The organism is Acinetobacter rudis (assembly GCF_031157835.1).
In the GTDB taxonomy this organism is placed as follows: Bacteria; Pseudomonadota; Gammaproteobacteria; order Pseudomonadales; family Moraxellaceae; genus Acinetobacter; species Acinetobacter rudis_A.
Window position 1 is genome coordinate 42,954 of the sequence record NZ_JAVIDR010000015.1, and the last position, 20,553, is coordinate 63,506.

20 protein-coding genes are annotated in these 20,553 nt (G+C 36.3%); 6 read left to right on the forward strand and 14 right to left on the reverse strand.

Features of this window, described 5'->3' with window-relative positions:
- Nucleotides 1–148 precede the first annotated feature (148 nt).
- On the reverse strand, nucleotides 149–805 hold the full coding sequence (locus tag RFH42_RS12515; protein WP_308976002.1) for an OmpA family protein: 657 nt from the start codon (nucleotides 803–805) through the stop codon (nucleotides 149–151).
- A gap of 234 nt (nucleotides 806–1,039) precedes the next feature.
- Between RFH42_RS12515 and RFH42_RS12520 the strand changes: the two genes are divergently transcribed.
- From RFH42_RS12520 to RFH42_RS12545, 6 genes are all read left to right on the forward strand, one after another.
- A complete protein-coding gene (locus tag RFH42_RS12520; RefSeq protein WP_308976003.1) occupies nucleotides 1,040–1,963 on the forward strand; it encodes an acyltransferase in 924 nt (307 codons plus the stop codon).
- Between the two features lie 71 nt (nucleotides 1,964–2,034).
- Nucleotides 2,035–3,084, forward strand: coding sequence for a preprotein translocase subunit SecA (locus tag RFH42_RS12525; protein WP_374990836.1), 1,050 nt, complete (start codon nucleotides 2,035–2,037; stop codon nucleotides 3,082–3,084).
- Nucleotides 3,085–3,203: 119 nt separating this feature from the next.
- Entirely contained in the window at nucleotides 3,204–3,911 is a 708-nt protein-coding gene (gene minC, locus RFH42_RS12530) for a septum site-determining protein MinC (protein ID WP_308976005.1), read from the forward strand.
- A 65-nt stretch (nucleotides 3,912–3,976) separates the two neighbouring features.
- A complete protein-coding gene (gene minD, locus RFH42_RS12535; RefSeq protein ID WP_016657266.1) occupies nucleotides 3,977–4,789 on the forward strand; it encodes a septum site-determining protein MinD in 813 nt (270 codons plus the stop codon).
- Nucleotides 4,790–4,791: 2 nt separating this feature from the next.
- Nucleotides 4,792–5,064 carry a cell division topological specificity factor MinE gene (gene minE / locus RFH42_RS12540; RefSeq protein ID WP_308976006.1) on the forward strand — a complete coding sequence of 91 codons (273 nt, stop codon included), beginning with the start codon at nucleotides 4,792–4,794 and terminating at the stop codon, nucleotides 5,062–5,064.
- Between the two features lie 94 nt (nucleotides 5,065–5,158).
- Nucleotides 5,159–5,446, forward strand: coding sequence for a PA4642 family protein (locus tag RFH42_RS12545; RefSeq protein WP_308976007.1), 288 nt, complete (start codon nucleotides 5,159–5,161; stop codon nucleotides 5,444–5,446).
- 46 nt (nucleotides 5,447–5,492) lie between these two features.
- Here RFH42_RS12545 and RFH42_RS12550 read toward each other — a convergent pair whose 3' ends face one another.
- From RFH42_RS12550 to RFH42_RS12610, 13 genes are all read right to left on the reverse strand, one after another.
- Nucleotides 5,493–5,876 carry a VOC family protein gene (locus RFH42_RS12550; protein ID WP_308976009.1) on the reverse strand — a complete coding sequence of 128 codons (384 nt, stop codon included), beginning with the start codon at nucleotides 5,874–5,876 and terminating at the stop codon, nucleotides 5,493–5,495.
- A 539-nt stretch (nucleotides 5,877–6,415) separates the two neighbouring features.
- Nucleotides 6,416–6,757, reverse strand: coding sequence for a hypothetical protein (locus RFH42_RS12555; RefSeq protein WP_308976010.1), 342 nt, complete (start codon nucleotides 6,755–6,757; stop codon nucleotides 6,416–6,418).
- A gap of 320 nt (nucleotides 6,758–7,077) precedes the next feature.
- The gene (locus RFH42_RS12560) at nucleotides 7,078–8,208 is read right to left on the reverse strand and encodes an acyltransferase family protein (RefSeq protein WP_308976011.1); all 1,131 of its coding nucleotides are present in this window, start codon (nucleotides 8,206–8,208) and stop codon (nucleotides 7,078–7,080) included.
- Nucleotides 8,209–8,286: 78 nt separating this feature from the next.
- Nucleotides 8,287–8,700 (reverse strand): poly-beta-1,6-N-acetyl-D-glucosamine biosynthesis protein PgaD, encoded by a 414-nt coding sequence (gene pgaD / locus RFH42_RS12565; protein ID WP_308976012.1) that lies wholly within the window; start codon nucleotides 8,698–8,700, stop codon nucleotides 8,287–8,289.
- Nucleotides 8,701–8,721: 21 nt separating this feature from the next.
- Nucleotides 8,722–9,987: a poly-beta-1,6-N-acetyl-D-glucosamine synthase gene (gene pgaC, locus RFH42_RS12570; RefSeq protein WP_308976013.1), complete on the reverse strand. Its 1,266-nt coding sequence runs from the start codon at nucleotides 9,985–9,987 to the stop codon at nucleotides 8,722–8,724.
- 9 nt (nucleotides 9,988–9,996) lie between these two features.
- On the reverse strand, nucleotides 9,997–11,970 hold the full coding sequence (gene pgaB, locus RFH42_RS12575; protein WP_374990837.1) for a poly-beta-1,6-N-acetyl-D-glucosamine N-deacetylase PgaB: 1,974 nt from the start codon (nucleotides 11,968–11,970) through the stop codon (nucleotides 9,997–9,999).
- A 606-nt stretch (nucleotides 11,971–12,576) separates the two neighbouring features.
- Nucleotides 12,577–12,918, reverse strand: a complete 342-nt coding sequence (locus RFH42_RS12580; RefSeq protein ID WP_308976014.1) for an FKBP-type peptidyl-prolyl cis-trans isomerase — start codon at nucleotides 12,916–12,918, stop codon at nucleotides 12,577–12,579.
- A 74-nt stretch (nucleotides 12,919–12,992) separates the two neighbouring features.
- Nucleotides 12,993–13,523: a YaeQ family protein gene (locus RFH42_RS12585; RefSeq protein WP_308976015.1), complete on the reverse strand. Its 531-nt coding sequence runs from the start codon at nucleotides 13,521–13,523 to the stop codon at nucleotides 12,993–12,995.
- A 104-nt stretch (nucleotides 13,524–13,627) separates the two neighbouring features.
- Nucleotides 13,628–14,620, reverse strand: a complete 993-nt coding sequence (locus RFH42_RS12590) for a CobW family GTP-binding protein (RefSeq protein ID WP_308976016.1) — start codon at nucleotides 14,618–14,620, stop codon at nucleotides 13,628–13,630.
- 158 nt (nucleotides 14,621–14,778) lie between these two features.
- Entirely contained in the window at nucleotides 14,779–15,291 is a 513-nt protein-coding gene (locus tag RFH42_RS12595) for an acyl-CoA thioesterase (RefSeq protein WP_308976017.1), read from the reverse strand.
- 262 nt (nucleotides 15,292–15,553) lie between these two features.
- Nucleotides 15,554–16,504, reverse strand: coding sequence for a patatin-like phospholipase family protein (locus RFH42_RS12600; protein ID WP_374990742.1), 951 nt, complete (start codon nucleotides 16,502–16,504; stop codon nucleotides 15,554–15,556).
- A 196-nt stretch (nucleotides 16,505–16,700) separates the two neighbouring features.
- A complete protein-coding gene (gltS, locus tag RFH42_RS12605; RefSeq protein ID WP_308976019.1) occupies nucleotides 16,701–17,933 on the reverse strand; it encodes a sodium/glutamate symporter in 1,233 nt (410 codons plus the stop codon).
- A 679-nt stretch (nucleotides 17,934–18,612) separates the two neighbouring features.
- The gene (locus RFH42_RS12610) at nucleotides 18,613–19,968 is read right to left on the reverse strand and encodes a DcaP family trimeric outer membrane transporter (protein WP_308976020.1); all 1,356 of its coding nucleotides are present in this window, start codon (nucleotides 19,966–19,968) and stop codon (nucleotides 18,613–18,615) included.
- Between the last annotated feature and the right edge of the window lie 585 nt (nucleotides 19,969–20,553).

The window sequence follows — 20,553 nt, forward strand, 5'->3', positions numbered from 1 at the left end:
ATTTTAAAAATAAAGCTATCTTAGCTGATTTTATTTATAAAAGCAGTGTGAATAAAAAGGCTTTATACTTGATGTATAAAGCCTTTTTATGATTTTAAGTCAGACTAATGCTCACCTAAATCTCAATATTGCAGTCCTTTAGACTTCATTATTGTTTTGCATAAATACTAATTTCTACACGGCGGTTCATTTCACGACCTTGTGCAGTTGAGTTATCAGCAATTGGATTTGATGAACCATGACCTTGAGCATTAATACGTACTGCAGGTACACCTTGTCCAGTCAAATAGTTTGACACAGCCTGCGCACGCGCTTGTGATAAAGGAAGGTTGATTGAATCGTTACCTGTGCTATCGGTATAGCCAGTTACAAGAATAACGCTCTTATTATCTTCAGCTAGTGTACTTGCTACTTTGTTCAAAGTACCGTAGAAGTTTGGTTTGATATTAGATTTGTTTGTATCAAAAGTAATGCTACCTGGCATAACCAAGTTTACAGAACCATCTGGATTACGTGAAACATCAACCCCTGTTCCAGCCATTTGTTCACGTAATTTTTTCTCTTTATTATCAAGATAAAGACCAGCACCAGCACCTAATGCTGCACCAATCGCAGCTGCTCGGTTATTTTGAGCAGCAGTGTTTGCATTTGAACGAGATAAACCGTAACCAGCCAAGGCACCGATACCAGCACCAATCGCCGTTTTTTGATAATCGCTTAAACCACCGCCTGTTCCATTATTTGTTGTTTGACAACCTGAAAGTGCTAAAACCCCAGCTACCGTAGTAATTACTAATGCACGCATGACATGCCTCCAACTTGTATTGTTTAAATATGTTGCAATAATGGTAAAAACAAACCATTTTTGCCATTAATTTTTTGTTAATAATAAACTTTAAAATTACATATTGTAATATGTTCGATGATATATTTTAGAATTAGTCCTCATAATTCATTCTCATTTATAGCACTTTGACATGGCTTAGCAACTCAAGTCAAAATACCCCCCTAACTCAAGTAGGAACATTGGGATAGTTCTATGACTTCAGAAATAAAAAAGCAAACACGATTTAAAAAACTTTCTAAGGGTCTGACTGTTGGCTCAGTAATGGCAGGAAGTACTTTTTTACATGGACCACCCGTACTTGCTTTAGGCTTAACCAAATTATTTAAACAATCTAGCAAAGTTGATGAAACCAATATTCAGATTACCAATAGTTGGTTAAGAGTGAATAATTGGTTAATTGATCATGTGCTTCCTGAACTAGAATGGGATATCAGTATTGATCCAAAACTTGACCTGAATTTACAAGGTCGATATTTAATGACATCCAATCATCAAAGCTGGGTAGATACCACAGTCAACCAGTATTTTGGCCTGAGTCGAATGCCGCTTACTCGCTTTTTTACAAAATGGGAGCTTATTTTTATTCCTTTTGTTGGTCAAGCCTTTAAAATTTTAGGCTTCCCTATGATGAAAAGACACAGTAAAGCTCAAATTGCCAAAAACCCTGAGTTAAAACATCGTGACCTTGATGAAGCTCGTCGTGCTTGTGAGTTATTGCTCAGCCAACCTTTTACCCTACTCAACTATTTAGAAGGCACACGTTTTACACCTGAAAAACATACCCAACAGCAGTCGCCTTACCAGAACCTACTTAAACCCAAAGCTGGTGGTTTAGCTTTAGCACTCAACATCTTAGGTAATAAGATAGATGCGCTTGTTGATATGACCATTGTGTATCCTGATGGCGTACCAGACTATCAAAACTTCTGGCTAGGAGATACCACGAAAATTATGGTCAACGTGCGTAAAATTGATCTTCCAAGCTGGGTATTAGAAGGAAGTTATGAAGATGATCCTGAATATCGCCAACAATTCCAGCAATGGATTGACCAAATCTGGACTGAAAAGGATCAACTCATTACGGAAATGAAAGCCAAATATATAAGCAATCCTTAAGTCACTATAAACTTGGCACACAACTGTGCTAAGTTTTCACAAAACGATCGTGTTTTTCAGCAAGGACATTTATGTCAGCTCCATTGCCTCAAGCTCCATCTGACCAGTCAGCTCATGGTCAAAATATGACAGAACGTAAGATTTATTTAATCTATGACATCTTTATGATGGGCATTATTGTTATCAATCTTTTCTGTTTATTATCTAATGCCATCTTAATGAGCAATTTTGCACATTGGCTCTTTGGTATGTTGCAGCTTGATGCAGTATTGAGTTTTTATCGACAAGAACTCAATCCTTGGGTGATTACAACTGAAAGCTGGTTTATTAGTTTTTTACTCATTGAGTTTACTGTGCGCTGGAGTATTGCAATTATACGAAAACATCATCAGCGCTGGTTTTTCTTCCCCTTTATTCATTGGTACGAATTACTTGCAATTACTCCGCAATTGCGCTTTCTGAGACTATTTCGAGCCATTGTTATTGGATATCGTCTACATGAAATGGGACACCATGTTGTTCCCCAAAAACTGCTAAAGACGCTCACCTTTTACTACAAACTGGTCATGGAAGAGCTTTCTGATCGCGTTGTAATGACTGTTGTTGATGGTGTTCGACATGAATTAAACAGTAGTTCTACACATCGTAAAATCATCCATGATTTAATTGATCATCATCGTCAGCTGTTTGCAACAACCTTAGCTGAAATGCTTCAAGAAACATTATCGACAGAACTTAAACTACAACAGCATCAAATTAGTTACCAAGTTGGTCAAGTGGTTAATCAAGCAATTGAAGATACGCCTGAGCTCACCCAAATTTTAAGACGTTTACCTATTGTTGGAGGAATATTAGAACAACGTATTCAAGACATTGGCCAACGTTTGGGAGAAAATATTAGCCAAGGGCTATTGCAACCGCTAGTTCAAGGCTCAATGCATGAGCCTAATTCGCTTTATCAGCATATTGCTGACAAAATAAGCAACATTGATATTAACAACCAAAACTTAGAAAAACTCGTTGAGTCTGCGGTTTATGAGAGCTTAGATGCGATTGAAAAGCAAATTCGAGTAAAACAATGGAAAATTGAGCTAGAAAAATATGAATCTGCCAGAGATTAATCAATCTCTTGAAAATATTTGTATCTTTGCTAGTGAAATGCTTCAAATTGCACTAGCATTTGCTGAATTTCAATTTATTCCGATCACATTTTAAATTCGGAGCTCCTTAAGGAATAATTATGGGCGATATACGGATCACCGGCAGAATGGTTAATTTCACCCGATTAACTTTTGACACAAGTGACCATTCCGTCATCCGCAGTAAACTTTCAACAATGTTGAGTGAAAATGCTTATCAGGGTGCTTTAGTCATTATCGATACTACAGTTGAACAGGAACTTATATCTCTTATTCAATTACTTATTGATTTAGATTTACAACCAATGGCTGTTATTGATGGCTTATTAGGTGAACAAGCTCGTTTAATACAATTTCCTGTCATTGCAGCTGATCGCCCATTACAAAAAATAAAAGCGACGAAAGAGCAAGTTGTAGAACACAATAATGGACCGACAACTACAACCAATGAGCCGGCAGCTCCAAGCGTAAGCCAAGTTACTTCATACCATGATGAAATACTTAGAACTGGACAATGTTTAGTCCAAAACCAAGGTGATATCATTGTTAATTCGGGAATAAATAGTGGTTCAGAGTTAATCGCTTCTGGTAACATTCATGTCTATGGTAGTGTTCGTGGTCGAGTTATTGCAGGCGTAACTGGTAATACTTCTGCCAGAATTTTTTGCCATTCATTAGAGGCCGAGTTGGTTTCAATTGCTGGAACCTACTGTGTTTCAGATGATATTCCTGAAGATATGATAAAAAAAGCCGTACATATTTACTTGAATGAACAACAAGAGCTTGTATTTGAAGCTCTACAAATTTAATGTAATTAACCTAAACACCATTAACCTCAATCAACTGGGGTATAACCATAACAGGAGTGGATTCGGTGGCCAAAATTGTTGTTGTTACATCAGGCAAAGGTGGTGTGGGTAAAACCACAACTAGCGCATCTTTTGCAACAGGTTTAGCCCTACGAGGCCATAAGACTGTTGTTATTGATTTCGATGTAGGTTTACGAAATCTTGATTTAATCATGGGTTGTGAACGTCGAGTCGTTTATGATTTTGTCAATGTATTAAATAACGAAGCACGCTTACAACAAGCACTAATTCGTGATAAAGAAATCGAAAATTTATACATTTTACCTGCTTCACAAACACGTGATAAAGATGCACTTACAGATGAAGGTGTTGCACGTGTGATGGATGAATTATCACAGGAATTTGACTATATTATTTGTGATTCTCCAGCTGGTATTGAGCGTGGTGCAATTTTAGCCATGTATCATGCTGATGAGGCAATTATTGTTACTAACCCTGAAATCTCATCTGTTCGTGACTCAGATCGTATTATTGGGATGTTAGACAGTAAGACCAAAAAAGTAGAACAAAATGAAGGACGCGTACGTAAGCATTTATGTATTACACGTTTTAATCCAGAGCGTGCAGATAAACAGGAAATGTTGACTGTTGATGATATTTCTAAAGATATCTTACGTGTTCCAACTTTAGGTGTTATTCCTGAGTGCCCAAGCGTACTTCAAGCTTCGAATGAAGGTAAACCTGTCATTCTGTATACCGATGCAAGTGCTGGTCAAGCCTATGATGATCTTGTTGCACGCTTCCTTGGTGAAGAGCGTCCTTATCGTCACATTAACGTGAAACCCAAAGGTTGGTTGGCACGTTTATTTGGAGCATAAACATGGCGGGATTTTGGAGTAGACTTTTCAGCAGCGATGACAAACCGTCCAGTGCTCAAACAGCAAAAGACCGTTTAAAAGTTATTGTTGCGTCTGAACAAGGCTTAGAAAAACGTTTAAGCCAGGATAAAATTGACCAAATGAAAAAAGAAATCATGCAGGTGGTCAATCGTTATGTACGTGGTGTTGATGAACAACACATTCAAATGCAAGTTCGTTCTGAAGCAAATATTGAAATGCTAGAAATGAATATCAATTTACCTGAAGAACGATAAAAACATAATTGATTAGTCATCAATGATTAAAAAAGGCAGAATGACCCAAGTTATTTTGCCTTTTTTATTTTTCTTAGAATATGGAGATATCGACATGGCACTCTCTCAGCCTGCAACGTTCAATGAAGAATGGTCAGATGAACGTGTATTTGCCTATTTAAATCAACTTCCTCCTGTTGGCGAAAGTGCTGATTTCCATGTACTTTATCATGCATATAAACACATGCGTGCTGGTGACTATCAGCGCCTGTTACAACGTTTTGTTGCCGATGGTCGAGATTTACAAGCAACGAATAAACAAGGCCAAACCATTCATCAAGTGATTGCACAATTCCCACGCCATAGTGAAGACTATCTCGCTGTACTAAAGCAATTTGCTTAGAAGACTAACCACACACAAGGTATTTGTGTGTGGTTTATTACTCTGATTAGATCATCATTGATGTACACAACTCAATTAAGAAGCCATTAATGTCCTCTACATATGCAATGGATTGTCCCCAAGGCATACGCTCGATTGGTTTAACTTCCTTGGCTCCAGCAGCAATTGCCTGTTGCAATGCTTCTTCTAAATGATCGGTAACTAAGGCCAATTCAAAATGAGGAGCTTGGCTGTCTGCACGTTTAGGATTTTTCCCCAATGAACGAATCAAGTCAAAAGAGCTAAAAGCAATTGTGGTCTGACCACTTTCCAGTTCGGCATAATCCCCCTTTTCATGTTGAAACTTAAGCTCAAAATCAAAGGCATCTTTATAAAACTGCACAGTCTTTTTAACATCTTCAACATACAAAATTGTATAGGCGAATTTCATTATATTATTTCTCCATCTTCTTTATTAAAATCAAAACAACCAATTGAATTATAACTATTTTTACTACTAAAATGCTCTAATTATGATTATTTTAGATGAGCAGTAATGTAAAAAACAACTCAGCTCTTAGCCAAACATTAAATATCATGAAATGAGATTACCCCAAAGAAATTTAAATACTATTAACAATTAATGGTTATTTTTTACAGTTCATGATCTTACTATAGTACAAATTTTAGAATACTCGATTATCTTGTAATGAATAACATAAATATTCAATATCAAAATCTATCGAGAATATGAAGTAGAAAATAATATCAAAATATAAGGCATTAAAATTTAAGCCTAAAAAATTTACCAAACACCCAGTTTAAATATGCATCTGATTTTAAATGGCAATATACAAAAAATCTCACAATATACAATAAAAAAATCATGACTATTGCTATAGATTTCTCAAATAAATGACCAATGATTTAAAATTAGTTTTTATTTCAAACAAAACTATATTGATGCTTAAAATTCAGACTAGCATTATTCTATTTCTTATGTTCACAGCCAAAACGGTCAACATGAGTATAAAAAACACCATAACGACTGACATAATATTCCAATGATTGTTCCCCATAACTCCAATATACAGACCATTCACCAAGTTCATAGTCAACAACTTGACTCAGACACTTTGCAGGCATTTTATTTAAAAATTGTTGTTGAATTTGCTCAGCCATTGCTCTTGAAATAATGTGTTTTCGCTGTTCAAAAAGTAAGTCAGCTACTTGATCAAAACGTAGTTTATCTTCTACGATCTCAGCAAGTTGCTCTGGTAACAACTCTGTTGCTGAAGTATTTGCCTTGGTTTTTTGATTTTTAGACCACATGTTATTGATTTTTATAAATCTACTATGCGCTTTATTTTTTTCACTACGTTGAGACTGCCAATATATAAGCAGGCATAAAACAATGACAAATAATAAAAACAACAATTCCCATACCAGCATAATAGACCTTTATATTTCTAAGACATTTGCAAAACCATGAGCTATTTATTCATTTATCTCACGATTTATATTGGTTCTTTAAGCAAAGTATCAGTCGATTTACCACTTATCAAAAGAAACCGAATAACTTGTGTCAAAGACACCATATATTGTCGAAATTTGAAAAATCCAGGCTAAATCTTCAATGATCGTGTCAAGCACTACACTTTTCGTTGCTGAAACCAATAATTCAACTTTTGAGCTAATTTTATTGCAAACTGATCAATATATCGACTAAAAATTGCAGCACTAACAATAAGCAATACGATATATAACAATAATGAAATAACCAATGTTACAGCATCCCCCATTTGCCAAGTCATCAAATAATTTAAAATGGGGACTCCAAATAAATACAGTAAAGGTAAGTGTAATAAATAAATGGAAAAAGACCATTTACCCAACATGACCAATACTGTTTTATCTAAGTATTTTGATAATTCCACATTCATGACAATGCTATATACAATTAAAATACCCGCAAAGAAATTACCATATTCATAGGCACGCTCTCCAAGTAATGTAACCCACCATTGATACGCTGTACTATCTTGATGGACACCTGCCAAATACAATCCCAATGTGAGTAACAGTAAAGCACTCGCCCGATGAAGTGGTTTCGCATAACGATAGATATATAAACCAATCACAAAGCAGCTTAAGCCTAATAGCATACCTTCACCCCATACCCAGTAACTAAGCATGAGTAATAAGCTAGCGCTCATAAAGAATAAGGCTTGATTCTTTTGTCCAATATAAATGAGTAAAAATAGAAGAAATGAGCCAAAAAACTCAATTTGCATAGTCCAAAGTACCCAATTCACGGAACTTTCTGCAAAAACAAAAGCACCTACTGTACCTTCATAGATCGCCTGTGACCATGTAACGTCTTGAGCTAAATATTCTGCTAACCATGCTTGAGTATATTGCGGATCAACTTGAAAACTATTAACAATGAGCCATGTCAGCACACAAGAACTCAGTACAGGAATCATTAAACGCGGGTAGCGTTTAATCATCATACTTTGCAGCTGTTGATTAATCTGAGTTTGATGTTTGTATATTGCAAAGCTGAGTACATATGCACTTAAAACAAAAAAAACATAAATTGCTGCAGTACCTGAATATAAAAAACCTAAAGGTGAATTGTGAACCCAGGTAACCCATGATATTTCAGTGGGAGGTGGATCAAAGCGATGTAAACCAGGTAAAAAACTTAAACTCAGGTGTGAGAACACCACGACCAAGCTAGCGACTCCCCGAATACTTTCTGCAGCATTTAACTTTTGCATAAACTAGAGCTACTTGTATCATTGAAAATGAGTGGTTTTATAAAACCACTCATTTGTAGTGTGCTATTTGAAAAACAATCAATTCAGGTGAGTAATCTTGCCTTCTTGATTATGATGGACATACACAACTTTCTGCTGCCTTGTCTGCTCTAAATGTTGTTGATGCAAACCAAAGTATTTTGCATAATCTTCCACTTTTTTTTGCGTAACTTGCACTTTTGACTTTGGTGACACAAAAGTACTCCACATCCAAAGTGTTATTGCACATGCCACCAAAGCAGCAAACCCATTTTCAACAACCGAAGAAAAAGTGTCGAAAACTCGATTCAGTAAATTAATTTGGTGCGCATAAATCAAACTCACGACAATCATCACAGGTCGCCACAGCAACAGCCAACTCCCCCATAACAATAGCGTTGTTGTATTTGAGAAATAACGCTTATGTAAAGGAAATTGCTGCCTTAAATCAATGATGAGAGGATTCTTTTTCACAAACAATTCTCCTTCAAATGGTTAACGATCATGTCTTATTCCTCGGTCTGGACTAATCCAACGCGCGCGCTCAGTTCGACTTCTAAATAATACTCGTGGAAAGGCAACAATACTTGCTGAAATTGTAATAAGCCAAAAAACAAATGGATACCAAATCATCCAATAGTAATTTTTCCAAAGGCCAGGTTCATAACGGCTATCCATCCATTTGCTAATCGCAAATTGCAACAAACATGTTGCCCCCAACAATACCCCAGCACCCAAGGGTAAAAATGGAGATCCAAATTCAGGAAATCCTGTTAACGGTAAAATGCATTGTAATAACCACATAATGGCAATGAATAACATTAAATATGACCAAATTAATGTTAAACATAATTCAATATAAAGTGGCCATAAAAAGTTCAAGCTAGGTTTAACAATGATATCGATATTTTTTATCAATACCTGCGCTCCCCCCATCGCCCACCGTAAACGCTGCTTCCATAAACCTGACAAACTTTCTGGCATGAGAATCCATACCAAGGCATTTGGCTCAAACTGTACATCCCAACCTGCTCGCTGCAACTTCCATGTAATATCAATATCTTCAGTTAGCATATTGGGAGACCAATAACCAACATCATGTACTGCACTTTTACGAAAAGCAGTAATAACCCCAGAAACTGTAAATACGCGACCAAAAGTACGTTGAGCACGTTTAATCATCCCGACAATAGAAGAAAACTCTCCCACTTGTATTCGCCCTAATAGAGTCGAGCGATTACGAATTCGTGGATTTCCTGTTACTGCGGCAATGCTCGGGTTATGTTGAAAATGTCGAATCATCCATTTAGCAGCATGAGGATCTAATAAAGCATCACCATCGATACCAATCAAAAACTCTGCATCAGTCACTAAACTTCCAGCCTGCAATGCCATTGCTTTACCTTGGTTCTCAACCAAATGTACAACACGCAAATGCTCAAACTGTTCAGCAATTCGGTTCAATACCTCAGCAGTATTGTCAGAACTCCCATCATTAATTGCAATTACTTCAAAATTTGGATAATCAAGTTTTAAAGCATGACTTATGGTCTCGTAGGCATTTTCACCTTCATTGAAGCAAGGAATTAAAACGGCAACTTTGGGATACTCTTGTAATTCCTTTGGCTGTTGATAAGGTGGTTCTTTACGTTCAGACCAATAAAAAATCAATGCACCAATCATCCATAGAAAAGACATAAACAATGGATAATAGAAAATGAAGTTCAGTATAGACTGCCAAATACTCTGAAAAGTCGACATGTGCTTGCCTTATGGAATTAAACGATACGACTTGGTATCAAAAACTTTACGCATTTCAGCTGTATTCGGATGACCTTGAATTGGATCATCGGGATAGTAAGCAACATGAATTACCCCTTGTTGATACAATGATTGGATTGTATTCACCATTTCCTCTGTTGGAACTTTTTGATTTGTACGCCAGTTTACGGCTTGCAATTCAAATACAGTTTTTTTCATCCCTTGTGGATACTGTTTCACGCGCTGTATGAGTTGCTGATAAAACTTGTTCGAATCATCAACTTGCTCCATATAAGGCATGGCCATAATCGCGGTAAAATCATATTTTTTAAGGGACTGCTCTAATGATTGTGCATACCAGTTTTCCGCATAAGCAGATAAGGCCACCTGCGCATATAAATTACGGGCAGTCATTAAAAATGGCTGATACTCACGTACATCAGCAGCAAGCTCTAATGCAAAATTATCTAGACTATTCGTTTTTAAGGTTGTCCACTTCTGTAATAAAGCATCATCATTTCTGATTTTTGCTAAATCAGTAGGTAAACCATTCTGGCTATAAAATTTCATTGCTGCTGGACTTGCATCCTCATAATCAGATAACGTGACATCATCGTGAAATAAAATGCCATTAAATGGCGTCGATTTCGCAAGATCTTGGTAGATCCCTTTGATAACTTTACGCGCATTTTCTGAATATGGGCTTAAACGAATATATCCCATGTTCAAATGATTACCTTCGCCACTTGATTGTGTTTCAACCAAATCTTTGGCAACTGGATTATCCTTTGGTAACTCCCAAGCTAAAAGTGGCATCCAAGCATAAATTCGATTCACTTGTGTACGTGTTGCGATCTGCCAGGCAACACGATTAAATATATCTGCACGCATAGGAATATAGCGATTAGGGAAATACACCATATCTGCTGAACCATTTGCATCAGGATCTGAAAATGCCTGCAAATATACTGTATTCACATGCATTTCTCGGATACGATCCAACAATAAACCTAAATTACGCTCTTGCTGTTTAGGATCAGGATCATAAATATAATCAAGATCAACATGCATGATTTTCTGTGGACGATTATTATCTCCCAGATTCATTTGTCGATTCTGAATTTCCTGAGCCAAACTGTCTGTGCTCATATCTCCCTCAACCAAAATACGATTCAGTTGACCCAAAGATTTCTTAATATGGTCTGGCCCATCATCTAAACTAATCGCGACAGGCATGCCCATTTTTTTAGCTATGCGCACTGTCTCCATATTGTATCGACCATAAGGCCAAACCATAACACGAGGAGAACGCAGGCCATGAGAAGTTAAAACACGATTATTCTTTTTTAAATCTTGAGTAATTCGTTTTACATAATCTGCATCTGATTCATATTGACCAGTTTTATTATCATAAATGCGGGTAATTGCTGCGGGTTCTGAGTTGCCTTGGGGATTCCCCATAACACCTCGATGTAAATTATAACTATGGCTACCGATTTCGACTAAGCCACTATCTTGCATTGTTTTTAATTCTTTCCAACTCAGCAAACGATCACGCGCCAATTGATCATCACCAAATTGTACAATTGAACCTGCCTTAGGCTCTAACCAAGAACCTACAACAGAAAGTACAACAGGAATTTTACGCGCTTTGATAATTGGGTAAGCATCTTGATAGAAGGACTGATATCCATCATCGACTGTTAATAGCACAGGCTTTAAGGGAAGTTTATATTTCCCTTCATTGGCCTTCAATAGCTGGTCAACAGTAATAAAATGATAACCATTTTTCTGCAACCAATCTAAATGTAGCTCGAATTGCTTAGTTGTCACTGCATAATCTGGAATAATTGCATTTTTTTGTGCAACAATTTCATGATACCCAATGACAGTAAGTGTACTTAAATCAACGGGAGGTAATTCGGCATCTTGAATTTCTTCGGCAGAACTAAACGTTGCTGCTAATGCCAAGCACAAGCTCATCCCAATTTTTAGAACAGAAAACTCATAATGATTCAGCATGAATTATTTACTCGTACACCACTATTAATTACTGCCCTCTTATATTTAAAGAGAACAGCATACTTTTTAATTAGAGTTAAAAGTCTAATTAATTGCTGTTTACAAACAGCACCTATTCCAAACAAATAGGTGACGATATTAAGACCCAAGTTTTATTTTTACAAAGAGATATATGTTAAATTAAGTAGTTAATATTGTAATTATTCAATCAGTAAGTGACCTTAGATGACATGTTTTCATTTTAATTATGCTCGTGACTCTTGATTTTTTTCATTGGTTGGTACAAAACCTATCTCATCTTATTATTAAAACTTATTAATCAATATTGTTTTTTTCTTAGAGAACCATATAGATGTATATTCATTGGAAATAATCCTCTATTTAAACACGCTGATTCTTTTATAATTTTAAAATATTCTATAAAAAAACAGCTAATTAAAAAACATAATTAGTTTCAAACACTACATCTAAACATGAAATTTTTTCAACTGCATGTTTACAGTAAAAATAACAACTTAAACATGCAGTAGTAGCTTAAAACCCTTATAGCTGACTTAGTAAATCAACTTATTCATCACGGGTTTTAACATCAAATAATTCAATTTCAAAAATCAAATTAGAGTTCGCAGGAATCACATTACCCATTTTGCGTTCACCATATGCAAGATGTGCAGGGACAATCAGCTTACGCTTGCCTCCCACTTTCATGCCAATAATGCCCTGATCCCACCCCTTAATTACACGCCCAGTTCCAATTACACATTCAAAATAACGACCACGATCTACAGAAGAATCAAACTGAGTACCATTTTCAAGCCAACCCGTATAGTGAGTTGTAATCAAAGCACCCTTAACTGCCTCTTTACCAGTCCCTTCTTTCAATTCAATAATTTCTAAAGTTGCACTCATTCACATCACCCCTATTTACAATCTATCATCTATGAACTCAGTATTATCACCAAATGCATAGGTTATGAAAATCATTACTGTAATTGTGTCCACTCAATTCGAGCTTGACCATGATCTGCAATCAAATCCCACTCACCATCCATAATATTCAACTGTAACTGCATTGTGCGTTGACATAATTCAGCCGCTGCTTGAGTACTACTTTCTTCGATTTTCCAAACAGTCACATTAGATAGCGTTTTAAGTTTGGATGATTTTTTAAACCACTCATCAACAGCCCCACCATAACTTACTACAGCTACTTGCTGACAACGTGGGCTTGCCTTTTTAACCTTATCTTCATCTGGACATCCGACTTCAATCCACTTTACGATTTGTCCAGTTAGATCTTTTTCCCACAAGGCAGGCTCACTGGTTTCAAATAAATCTTGAGTGAACTGTAAATCATCTGATGCATAGCGCGCAAATGCACATAAACGCACCATAAGGCGTTCAATAGTTTCAGATGGATGTAAAGCCATTGTGAGTTGATAATCTTGATACACATGTTGATCCATATTGGCAATATTCAGATTGACCTTATAAATCGTTGCTTTTAATGCCATATGGGCTACTCCTATTTGGCGCTAAGCATATAAGATTTTTTTTAATAAAGCATGATCAAATCAGCGCTAGAACCTTAAGTTGATATTTTTCTAGTCAATATTCTTTACATGCCCAACCTACAAGCCAATAACTTAGCTTCCACCACCTCCCAATCCAATGCAACTTGAGTAATAATCTCAATGCGATTATCCAAATTTTCGGGTTGGCTTTGATAATTTAACTGCTCAGGATTAAAGTTAAAGCTCTTCCATCCCTGATTGGTATTAAAAATTGCTTTAATACGAAGCCAATCTTTTAAATCGCTAAGCGTGTCTAATAAATTATAGAAATCAAAACACCACTGTTTAGGCAAGCGCCATCCTGCAACTAAATATTGACCATTCTGTTGAGTGTAATGATAAGGCAATGTTTTAACTTCAACCTTTTCATGCTTGAAATCCACCGTCTTTTTTATATGTAGTAATGGACTCAATTTCCGTTGTGTCTGACGTAATGCAATATCAATGGCATTCAAGTCCAACGCGCCATGTTTAATGACCAACCAATGCTCAACTTTCCCTAAATATTGTTCTTTTAACTGTTCTAAAGCCAATTCATCAGCAGCCGTCATTAAATCTTGATGAGAAATCACAACAATTTGTGCCGCTTGTAATTGTTCTTGATATAGATTTTGTCTGGTCCATTGATGGTCGTGTAAACGTGAGCCATCAATCAAAATAACCAACGCGCGCAAATCTAGATGAGTACGCCAATGTGGCTCAGACAATTGATCCAATAACTGACCTGGATGTCCCAAACCTGTTGGTTCTATGAATAAACGATCAGGTTGCTGTTCCTGAATTAAACGAGATAATGCTAGCTGCATTGGGAGCTGACTAGTACAACACAAACATCCACCTAATAACTCCTTAACCACATAACCATCTTGTAACTGAAGCAATTGCTGATCGACACCAATCTCCCCAAATTCATTCATCAAAACAGCCCAACGCTCATTTTCAGGTTTCTGCTGGAGTAGGTGAGCCAGCAGCGTTGTTTTACCAGCGCCTAAAAAACCAGAAATAATATGTGTTTTTACAGTTTTAATCATTTTCAATGGTGTGATCCTATATCCCCCCAAACGAGAATAAAATAATACCATTTATATGCAATCAGCCTAAAAAACAACAAGCCCTTAATTTAAAATCAAGGGCTTGTAATGTATAACTTTCAATCAAAGCGCATGATAATTAACGCATCATGCTATTTAGCATATTAATCTTCTTTATATATACGGCAAGACTTATGATTAATTTCAGCCAAACGAATCGCTTTTCGTTGTTCTGCCGCATCAAAACGACAACGTTTCCAATCTGTATCTAAATCTAAAGCGGGTATTTGCTTTGGCTTGCCATCATCATTTACAGCTACCATAGTAAAGTAACAGCTATTTGTATGGCGCACAGTACGTTTCTGGATATTCTGTGCTTCTACACGAATACCAATTTCCATTGAAGTGCGTCCTACATGGTTAACGCTTGCTAAAAATGTTACTAACTCGCCCACATGAATTGGTTCTTTAAAAGTCACTTTATCCACAGATAAAGTCACGACATAAGAACCAGAGTAACGGCTGGCACAAGCATAAGCGACCTGATCCAATAATTTTAAAATTGTGCCCCCGTGTACATTTCCGGAAAAGTTGGCCATCTCTGGGGTCATCAAGACAGACATTGTTAATTCTGATTGATCATCTTCAATGGGAACAATAGGATCCAGTGGAGGCATTCTAAAACTCACAAAATATATTTACGGAGGCGCTATTATACGCTAGTCATTATAAAAATATTTAAATAAATACTACTTTAGGAGCATTATCTGTCATTTAAATGAGATTAGCTATCATTTAAATGGTAAATTATAGATATTTAAATTTATTCAGGCATAAATATTAATAAGTATAAAAGGGATTCATTCCTATCAAATATATCCCCCTATTTACTTTAATATAGGCAGTATCTAAATCGTTTGCATACATATTAAAGTTATACTACTTTTCTTGTGAGACATTTAAATCAGTATTGCGTTGTAACACACTCTTAATTTGCTTCATTTTTAATTGGGTAGCAAGTTCACCTGCATGAATAGTTGTTTCACGTCCTTTAATATCAAAAATATGAAGTTTCTCACGCAAATCAGGCTGAATAACTACATCAGCATTTTTTAACTCTTCTGCCGCAAGTGTTTTCTGCATGATATTAATATTTTGATTAAATAACCCCCACATATTCCCAGTCTCGGTATATTTAGGCTGCGCTAATATATCTACAGCAATCACAATATCTGCACCTAAATCACGTGCGATATTGACTGGAACAGGGCTGACTAACCCTCCATCAACATATTCCTTACCAGCAATCAATGTTGGTGCAAACATACTTGGAATAGTGACAGAAGCACGTACTGCCAAACCAGTATTACCCTGATTAAAAATGACCTTTTCTCCACTCTTTAATTGCGTAGCAACCACATACATTGGAATACGTAAATGTTCTAAACTCTGCCCTTCAACCAATTTATTAATATAATCTTGTACTTTTTTACCATCAAAAAAGCCCTGCTTACCCACTTTAAAATCTCGAACATCATTCACTTTTAAATCTAAAGCAATCTGATGTAATTGCTCAGCACTCTTACCACTCGCATAAAGAGCTCCAACCAAACTTCCAGCACTCGTACCCACAATAAAATCAGGCTTAATGCCTTGTTGCTCCAAAGCCTCAAGCACCCCTATATGCGCATACCCTCGCGCACCACCACTGCCTAGTACCAAAGCAACCACAGGTTTTTCTACATTTTTTTTAAGCTCAAGTATTCGTTTATCTTCTTGTAAACCCACAGGCATTGCATTACTTAACTGTGAATCAGCAATGGCTATGCCACAAATACTGTATAGAAGAAGTGTTGCAATACACAACCAAAAGGACTTATAGCTTCGCATGGCATCAGAATATAAAATAGACATAGTAACGATCTAAACATATTTGACAAAAAATTACTGTTATCTTTCTTAAAATCGTCATGCTTAATCAGTAACATAAATAAATTTATCTAACAAAAAATAAAAAACCTGATACTGGGTATCAGGTTTTTAATGTTTTTATTTTGCTAAGCATGCATTTGTATAGCCGGCTTATCTACACAACAAATTTTAAAATCATTTGAATTACTGTAGCGTTAATCAAATCAACAAAGAATGCACCACACAAAGGAACGATCAAAAATGCCTTATGTGAAGGTCCATACATATTTGTAATTGCCTGCATATTTGCTACAGCGGTAGGTGTTGCTCCCATACCAAATCCACAGTGACCAGCAGAAAGTACTGCTGCATCATAGTTTTTACCCATAACACGGAAAGTAACAAATGCTGCGTATAATCCCATTGTCAAAGTTTGTGCTGTTAAAATCACAACCAATGGCCCAGCAAGATCTGCCAATTGCCATAGCTTAAGTGATAGTAATGCCATTGCTAAATATAAAGAAAGTGATGCATTACCAAATACATCAATAGCACGGTCAAAAATATTAACTTTAAACACGCCTTCTAAGACATTACGTAAAATTACGCCGCCCCCTAGAGTCCAAACAAAGGTTGGTAATTCAAACCAAGTACCCTTGCTAAATGCAGTCATAAACTCAGCAAAAGCTAGACACGCAGCAAACATACCCAAAGTTGTAATGGCGTTATCTGCTGTAATCAAACGAACTTGATGGGGGTTTTCAAAAGGAACAAATTCTTGTTCTGTTGCAGGCTGCTGATCATTATTGCTCGTTGTACCCTTGGCTGCTGGATTAGCTAATTGATAACGGTTAATTAAAAGTTTAGCCAAAGGGCCACCAATAATACCGCCAATAATCAAACCAAAGGTCGCACTTGCCATTCCTAGAGCCAATGCACCTTGAATACCATGTTGAGTCTCAAGTATTTCACCCCACGCACCAGCAGTACCATGACCACCTGTAAGCGTAATTGAACCTGCAATTAAACCAATTAATGGATCTAAACCGAGTAAAGAAGCTAAGCCCATACCCACAGTATTTTGCACAACAATAAATGTAGATACGCAACCAAGGAAAATAACAAGACCAATTCCACCCTCTCTGAGTTTAGCAAAGTTAGCACTTAAACCAATTGAGGCAAAAAAGATCAGCATAAAGCTGGTTTGCAGCTCTGCAGTTGTTGATATGCTATAGCCCCAGATATTGTGAACCAGCAAAGAAATAAAAGCTGCAACTAAACCACCAGCCACCGGTTCTGGAATGTTATAGCGTCGCAGAAAATCGATTTTGTTAACCAGAAAACGTCCAAGTAAAAGAACGATAACGGCCGCAATGAGCGTATAAAAAGCGTTAAATTTAAAATCCATGATCAAATCCATCAATTTTGATTCAATATTTCTTGTTTGGTCACCCACGCAAGGTTAGATTTCCATCTCTGAAATAGCGACTAAATATTAGTCAGAGATTCCTGGAGCAATACAAACAAAAAGACTTGGTAAAATCACATATTCCCTAAAACGACTTAACCAATAAAAGTAATGTCTGTTGTGGGAATCAGTATTTATATTAAATGCCTGTAGATTAATAATAAAAAGTTGACTCAGCTGACATTCAGCTTAAAACACTCTCAACTCATTGTTAACCGATCTCTCGAGGAAATATGGATATCTACTACACATCATATTCATCGATATTGGGTTCAAAGGATCAGGGTGTAAATTAAGATGAATGATCAAGTATCCTAATTTTAACTAAACCCATATTTGAACGGAATATTTTTGAAGGACACATTATGCAGAAATTTTGTAATTTTACTTCATATTGTTACAATTTTTTGTACTTATGGGTATTTTTTACTCTATAAATTTTAAAAAAAATATGATATTTCACTATATTTGATCAAATTTATAAATTTTATTATTTCGCATAATATTTGCGACTCTCACAATACAGCTAGATGCAACTACTCCTCTATTTAAATAGCAAAAAAACCGAGCAATACAATTGCTCGGTTTTTCACATGATTACTTAATGTTAGATTAACGATTAGAAATCATATTTAGCCATCACACCTATACGGCTATCACGCCCTACACGGTCAATATCATCCTTCATAGTAACATCACGTTCACCATATACATACTCAGCACCCAAAGTCACAGGTTTAACTGGGTTATACATGACGTTCAACCAACCTTGCTGCAATTTATCATTTTGGCCTTTAGCTTGTTTATCATAGAAAATCGCGCCATAGCCCAAGTTGGTACGCCACTGCGGATTAAAGCGATATGTAGCCCCGACACTCACAGCATCTTGATCAATCAACTTAAGATCAGTTTTTGCACTATTAAAGGCCATGTCTTTATCATAAAGTAAATAAGTCTTATCGCCTTTTAAGTGTGTATAGTCAGCCGTTACAGATAATTGATCTGTGAAATTGTATTTCGCACCTGCTGCCACACCCCAGCTAAATTCAGTTTGATCATCACTTGTTGTTGCAGGCGTGATCACGTTACCACTGGCATCTTTAACTTCATTCGTTTTACGTAAACGTGCTTCCTGAATAAGCGCACGTGCAGTAACTAGACCTTGGTCACCATTAAATTTATGCGACACTTTAGCAGTTGCTGTTGGTAAACGATTTGCGTTGTCGCCTTGCTCTAAGCCAACTGCATAGCTAGTTGTTGCGTTAATTTTATCGCTATAACGTACCATTGGTGTACGGAATGTACCTATACCCAAAGCAGCATTGAAGTCCAACATTTCAGGCTGAGTATCGCCAGACAAGAATGAAGATGTCGTTTGACCGATCAACCAATTGTTATATGTCATATAAGCATGACGGATACGTACTGTATCGTTGTTATTACCACCACGGAAATCAAGCTCGATTTTACCGCCAACATCAGCGCCTTGTACTGGTGCAACAAAATCTAAACCAATACGTGATGCAGTAACCGTACTGTATAAGCGATCTTTATGCACATCAGACACACCATTGAGTTCAACCGCATTAATACGGTTAAACATGCCATCACCACCTTTAAACTGGTATTCAGCATCAGCACGGACAGAACCGTATAGATTCACATTAGCACCCATTTTTGATTTTAATGAAGCCAATGGTGATGCTGGACTTGCAACCGGCGCTGTTACAGCTGCTACTTGTGTAGGTGTTGCTACAACCACCGCCGCACGACGTGATTGTTCAATCTGTACCTGTTGATTTTGCTGAACTTGTTGCTGTTGCTGAATCAATGCTTTTAGTGCTTGTACTTCTTCACGCAGTTGTTTTATTTCATCTTTATCAGATGCAGCATGTACTGAAGTCATCATTAACCCAGCAACAGTAACTGCAAGTCCCTTTTTCAAAAATGTCTGACGACGTTGAAATTGACTCATTAATATCTCCAAACCCTATTCATTGACATCCATCTGTGTCTAATTATTGAGAACAGTTAATCGTTAAATACAATCCACTCTGTAAACGACCAATAAGTTCCATACAATCATGCTGTTACTTTTATACATTTCAATATTTAAAGAAACTAACCAATCACAAAGTAACAAAATATATTTAGTACGCAGCTAATTTAACAATTTATTCAGTATATTAAAATCTATTTTCACTAAAATTATTGATTACTTAACATCAATTTATGATATTAAATTATTAATATCATAAATAACAATATGTTAAAAACATATATTTTATACTATTATCACTTATTACACGACTAAGGTATAAAGATATACTTCAAAGCGACTGTACAATTCTGTTAAAAAACTCCTCTTTACTTCGCTATAATCACTTTTACATCAACATTTCGGATAATTTATAACCACTACACTATTAATTTAAACTTAATAATGACTTTTATTTTTTCAGCTTTATTTGTTAATTTTCAGATAAAATCAAAAGGCTACAGCTATATTTATTTTCAATGCGCAAAATATTGCTGCAAATAATATTTAAATTCAGTATCA

Excerpts from the sequence above, each read along its gene's own strand:
- RFH42_RS12515 (WP_308976002.1), bottom strand. The coding sequence starts at position 805 with ATGCGTGCATTAGTAATTACTACGGTAGCTGGGGTTTTAGCACTTTCA.
- RFH42_RS12520 (WP_308976003.1), top strand. The coding sequence starts at position 1,040 with ATGACTTCAGAAATAAAAAAGCAAACACGATTTAAAAAACTTTCTAAG.
- RFH42_RS12525 (WP_374990836.1), top strand. The coding sequence starts at position 2,035 with ATGTCAGCTCCATTGCCTCAAGCTCCATCTGACCAGTCAGCTCATGGT.
- minC (WP_308976005.1), top strand. The coding sequence starts at position 3,204 with ATGGGCGATATACGGATCACCGGCAGAATGGTTAATTTCACCCGATTA.
- minE (WP_308976006.1), top strand. The coding sequence starts at position 4,792 with ATGGCGGGATTTTGGAGTAGACTTTTCAGCAGCGATGACAAACCGTCC.
- RFH42_RS12545 (WP_308976007.1), top strand. The coding sequence starts at position 5,159 with ATGGCACTCTCTCAGCCTGCAACGTTCAATGAAGAATGGTCAGATGAA.
- RFH42_RS12550 (WP_308976009.1), bottom strand. The coding sequence starts at position 5,876 with ATGAAATTCGCCTATACAATTTTGTATGTTGAAGATGTTAAAAAGACT.
- RFH42_RS12555 (WP_308976010.1), bottom strand. The coding sequence starts at position 6,757 with ATGTGGTCTAAAAATCAAAAAACCAAGGCAAATACTTCAGCAACAGAG.
- RFH42_RS12560 (WP_308976011.1), bottom strand. The coding sequence starts at position 8,208 with ATGCAAAAGTTAAATGCTGCAGAAAGTATTCGGGGAGTCGCTAGCTTG.
- pgaC (WP_308976013.1), bottom strand. The coding sequence starts at position 9,987 with ATGTCGACTTTTCAGAGTATTTGGCAGTCTATACTGAACTTCATTTTC.
- pgaB (WP_374990837.1), bottom strand. The coding sequence starts at position 11,970 with ATGAGCTTGTGCTTGGCATTAGCAGCAACGTTTAGTTCTGCCGAAGAA.
- RFH42_RS12580 (WP_308976014.1), bottom strand. The coding sequence starts at position 12,918 with ATGAGTGCAACTTTAGAAATTATTGAATTGAAAGAAGGGACTGGTAAA.
- RFH42_RS12585 (WP_308976015.1), bottom strand. The coding sequence starts at position 13,523 with ATGGCATTAAAAGCAACGATTTATAAGGTCAATCTGAATATTGCCAAT.
- RFH42_RS12595 (WP_308976017.1), bottom strand. The coding sequence starts at position 15,291 with ATGCCTCCACTGGATCCTATTGTTCCCATTGAAGATGATCAATCAGAA.
- RFH42_RS12600 (WP_374990742.1), bottom strand. The coding sequence starts at position 16,504 with ATGCGAAGCTATAAGTCCTTTTGGTTGTGTATTGCAACACTTCTTCTA.
- gltS (WP_308976019.1), bottom strand. The coding sequence starts at position 17,933 with ATGGATTTTAAATTTAACGCTTTTTATACGCTCATTGCGGCCGTTATC.
- RFH42_RS12610 (WP_308976020.1), bottom strand. The coding sequence starts at position 19,968 with ATGAGTCAATTTCAACGTCGTCAGACATTTTTGAAAAAGGGACTTGCA.